Annotated in this window: 3 protein-coding genes; all 3 read right to left on the minus strand. The window is 44.2% G+C overall.

Translation table 11 applies throughout. The features are described from left to right. Positions 1 to 554: 554 nt before the first annotated feature. Positions 555 to 3,029 (minus strand): non-ribosomal peptide synthetase, encoded by a 2,475-nt coding sequence (locus tag K1X82_14790; protein MBX7183377.1) that lies wholly within the window; start codon positions 3,027 to 3,029, stop codon positions 555 to 557. Beyond that, positions 3,008 to 3,865 carry a hypothetical protein gene (locus K1X82_14795; GenBank protein ID MBX7183378.1) on the minus strand — a complete coding sequence of 286 codons (858 nt, stop codon included), beginning with the start codon at positions 3,863 to 3,865 and terminating at the stop codon, positions 3,008 to 3,010. The genes K1X82_14790 and K1X82_14795 overlap by 22 nt, the downstream gene beginning before the upstream one ends. A gap of 86 nt (positions 3,866 to 3,951) precedes the next feature. Next, positions 3,952 to 4,752, minus strand: an 801-nt coding sequence (locus K1X82_14800) for a diaminopimelate decarboxylase (protein MBX7183379.1), incomplete at its 5' end; no start/stop codon positions are given.

Below are 4,752 nucleotides of genomic sequence, written 5' to 3' on the forward strand. Positions count from 1 at the left end.
CAATTCGCGGTTTCCGTGGTCTTCGCGGTTAATTGTTTCCACAGTTTGAGCGGTGATTTCAATTCGCGGTTTCCGTGGTCTTCGCGGTTAATTGTTTCCACAGTTTGAGCGGTGATTTCAATTCGCGGTTTCCGTGGTCTTCGCGGTTAATTGTTTCCACAGTTTGAGCGGTGATTTCAATTCGCGATTTTCGTGGTCTTCGCGGTTAATTATTTCCACGGTTTGAGCGGTTAGTTATTGAATAGTTTTTTATTGAAAAAATGGTAGCTCCAAAATTTATGAGTTAACCCCAAACCTTGCTTAGTGGTCTTTTTCCAAAATTATGCTACCTCGAACGGTCCTTGGGGTTTGCACCTCGGGCAACGATAGAGGCAAGTAGCCCACAGGACACCGACGGCGTTAGCCTAGGGGGACGAGGACTACAGCCGATAGCGTGACCCGAACGCCATGTGCCGAACTTTGGGGATTTCACCTAAAATTAGTAGGCGGAAGGGGGCCCGCCAAACCTTTATTAACTTTATAAAAAAAACACGTGTGAATCTTGGACAAAACCGTTAGCGCAATTTTAACCTGCTTAAAAAGTTTACGATTTCCCGGTTGATGAAGTCTCGATTGTCGTCTAGAAAATTGTAATGATCCTTACCCTTTAACCAAACAACTTGCAAATTAGGAAGAAAATCCTCCCAGCCGCCGGCCTTTTTCCACCTTGGTTTCAAGGTTATCTCGGCCCGAATAAGTAAGGTTGGACCCAAATATAGACTTGTTGGAACAGCATAGGTTTTATACAACTTCGGATTAGGTTCGGTGCCCCGGCCAAACTTCCAGCCAAACCATTTGCCAAGCTTTGTCATCACCAATTTTTTAGCCTCATACCAACCCCACTCACCCCGGTAAATTGCCAGCGGGATATCCAAGACATGCTTTATCGGTTTATACATCGGAAACGCATCGAGAAGAATCAATGGGATTGTCATACCGCGTTCTTTTTCAATATATTGAGCTATTCTCTGGGCTAACTGAGAACCTCTGCACAAGGCCACAAAACCCCTAATTTGTTCGGGCTTCTCTAACCAGGCATACTGCTTCACCAACAAATCGAACCCGGTTTCGATAGGGTAATCGGGCTGGTAAGTGACCAAAACCACCTTGGAAAACGCCTCAGCCTCGGCTGCTAGTTTTAAAAACTCGGGTTTATAATTCCAATCAGGGAAAAAGTACAGAACACTTTCCGTTTTATCCTCCTCCTCAGCGGTATCAATCCATTCCAATAGCTGGGAAGGCCTAAAATTTTTACCCCAGCGCTGAAGGGGAATTTCCCGGTTTAATAGATTTTGGATGTCGGCTAAAAAATGAACAAAACTCATAGAATCTCCGCCGGCATCTTCAAAGCCTAAATTCTGCTCAAAAAATTCCAATGGCAAGTAGCGCGACCAAACAGCACGGATTTCGCCAATGATGGACGTTTCAACCTCAGGCAAATTGGGTGTTTCGTACCGACTCCGGTTTTCGTCTATTTGTTTCAAAGCGGAATAGTCCAGCTTAAAATTTCCCAAGCGAGGAAACTCCTCTAACCTCACAAACAATTTGGGCTGTGCATAGCTTGGCAAATGAGCTTTAGCCAACTGGTCCAATTCCTTGTTCAGGTTGCTATTTCCGTTCGATTGGTAATATACCACCGGCCAAATGGTTTCTTTCTGCGCTCTAAAAACCACCGATAGCTCCACGACCGATTCCAATTGCTTCAAAACGGCTTCCAATTCGCCGGCCTCCACTCGAAAACCATTGATCTTTACTTGCCTATCTTTTCGTCCTAAAAACTCCAATTGTCCGTCCGGATGAAGTCTGCCCAAGTCGCCTGTTTTAAACCTCCGTTGTGTTCCAAGCCATTCAAAATGCTTTTCGGTTTGGGCCGGGTCATTCCAATAACCCAGGGCCATAAATTCACTGGTAACTACAATTTCACCCACTTGCCCCTCTCCTACCCGGCTTCCATCTTCATCCAAAAGCTCCATGCTGCGATCGGGTACTGCATACCCTAATTTCAACAGGGTCTCTTCAGGAATGGCAGTCGGAGAAATAAACCTTTGGCGGTAAATGGTTGCGTTTTCAGTTGAACCTATGCCAACATATAAAAAGGCTGATTGGTTAAAATGTTGTTGAAACAATTGGGCATCGCTTCCCAAAATTCGGTCACCGGCCAAATACACCAGGCGAACTTTTGGAAAAACGCTCTTGGCTAAGCGCAAAAATCCTCGAAAAATGGTGGGCAAAGAATGATAAATACTGATGCTGTTATGAATAAGATAGTTTTCCAAATTAGCAAAACCTTGCTCCTTTAAATCGTACAAATACAGACCGGCTCCGGTAAGTAAAGCACCGTAAATATCCCGTATTGCCCCATTCACAGAGGGGTGATATAATAAACTAAGCTTGTCGTCTTTGTTCAAATGAACACTTTGAATGTATTGCCCTACATCGTGCAACAAATTGCGCTGGTTTTGAAAAACCCCTTTGGGCTGACCTGATGATCCGGAAGTATACAATATGTACGCTAGGCTCTCAGGCTTAGCGCTATTTTCGGTGTTTTGCAATTCCGACTTCAATCCGTTCAGCACCCAGTCTAAATCTATTTCCAATTGCACCTCTGCCTGTTTATTAATGGCCTTTCTGCGCTCCAATGGAGTATGAATGTCAAAGGGCAAATACGGAATTCCGGCATAAATACAAGCCAACATAGCCATGGGATAATATACGGAATGGGGCAAGACCAAAGCAACAGGCTTTTCGGGGTTACAATTGCCCAATTGGCTTCCAAGCAGTGCCGCTCCTCGTCTTAATTCACCATAACTAATGCTTGCCGAATTACCTATCAATGCCGGCTTAGAAGGATTTTTTGCCGCCACAGATTCAAAATGCTCCCAAACAGACTTTTCCAACCAATCCGAACCCATCTCAAAGCAGGGATGTGCAATTGGTCCGTTCCAATCCAGGGGTGGTACAGCTCCTATTAACTTACTTTGTTCTTCCATAGGTCAATGGTGGTATCCGGGAAGTTTAAGGGCAGGGTGCATCCCGCAGTAATGAAGGAAGGAATAATTTCACATTCACCTTCCAACAACTGACTTGTGCTTAAACCGGGCCAATGATTGGCTTCAATAGGAACATTCCAACTTCTTTCGTAATGAATAGTGTGATTAGAAGGAATAGCTTTCCATAAAAAACCGGGTAAATCGGAACCGTGCAGGTGTATCACGGAAGTTTGGGCCGGCAAATTGGAAACCGGCGGAAAATCGTATCGGTAAAAAAGTTCTTCAAACCCTCCGGGCTGTTGGCTTAACCATCCCGATTGGCCAATGGCATAAAACAATCCATCGGCATCAGACAGCGCTACAATAGCCTGTTGAGTATTCTCGAGTAGGATAGTAAGTGCTTTGTTCAAAACATCCGGCTTGGTTTGGTACAAGTATTCAAAAGCAGGAAAACCCACTAATTGCAACAACTGTGTACTTGGACTAAACAAAGTAAACAATATTGGCTGTTTCCCTGAACTAGCCCACTTTACCTCTTGCAAAGCAATACGCGATTGCTCCAACTGAGCACCAATGGTTGAAAAAACGGATAGCTTTTCCAACTGTTCAATTCCCTGATTTACCAAACTTCTTCTTCCGGCCAAGTTCCCATCCCAATGGCTTTCAAAACCATAATCTTGTACTTGCCAGGTGCTAGCCGGTGTAATTTTTATCAAATCCATGTTAAACCGGCGCTGAAACTCAAGTACTGCCTTAGCCAAGGACTTTCCATCCTGATCCTGCTCCGGAAAATGTTTCCAAAAAGCAACTCCGGCACATGGCAACATCGACTTCATGGCTTCAAAGGTAGCCTTATGCCGCTAATTCCGCGGTAATTCTTGCCTATTCGTTATACAAAAAGCAAGAGAATGAACAATCCCTATTACAAATCGAACCTACGGAGGTGCTCCGGCATTTTTTCAGGAGCCTCAATAGTGTCAATGGTTTCATTGTCGCGAATAACATGGGTGTTGGATTGAAGGTCAATCATTACCACTTTGGGTCGCATTTGAATAAACTGCATCCATTGGGTCATGTTATAGGCTCCAACTTTGTGAACCACCACCTGGTCGCCTTTGTTCAATAAAGGCAAATTAACCGATTCCCTTACTACGTCAATATTCATGCAGAGCGGACCATACAAAACCATGTCTTCGCTGTGGTGCGAAAACTCTTGCGCCGGACTAATCTTATGTTCATACCAAAACGCAGTAAATAGAATATTCACTCCAAAGTCCATGATGGTTGCTCTTCTTCCATCACTCAATCGCTTGGTAGCAATAACGCTACCCAACAAGTAACCGGCATCATCAATTAAAACCCTGCCTGATTCTAAAATTAACAAGGGCAATTCGTCGCGTTGAAAACCAACATTTAGAATAGTGGAAGTAATTACTTCGGCGAAATCATCAACACTGGGCACAATGTCAGCTCCGGGTAAATACGAACCTTTCAGGGTATTGGCACTTGGAAATCCACCACCCAAATCGAGGTATTGGATGGCTTTCCCAAATTTGTTTTTAATGCCCAGGGCCAGGTCCGACAATTTGTAAGCAGCCACACCATAAGCCGAAGGGGTCAACATAAAGGTTCCAATATGACAGTGTAAGCCTATTAAATCCAATTTGGGCGATGCCATAATTTTCAAAATAGCATTCCAGGCTTGTCCACTTTCATAATTAAA

The sequence above is a fragment of the Bacteroidia bacterium genome, from assembly GCA_019695265.1.
Classification (GTDB): Bacteria; Bacteroidota; Bacteroidia; order JAIBAJ01; family JAIBAJ01; genus JAIBAJ01.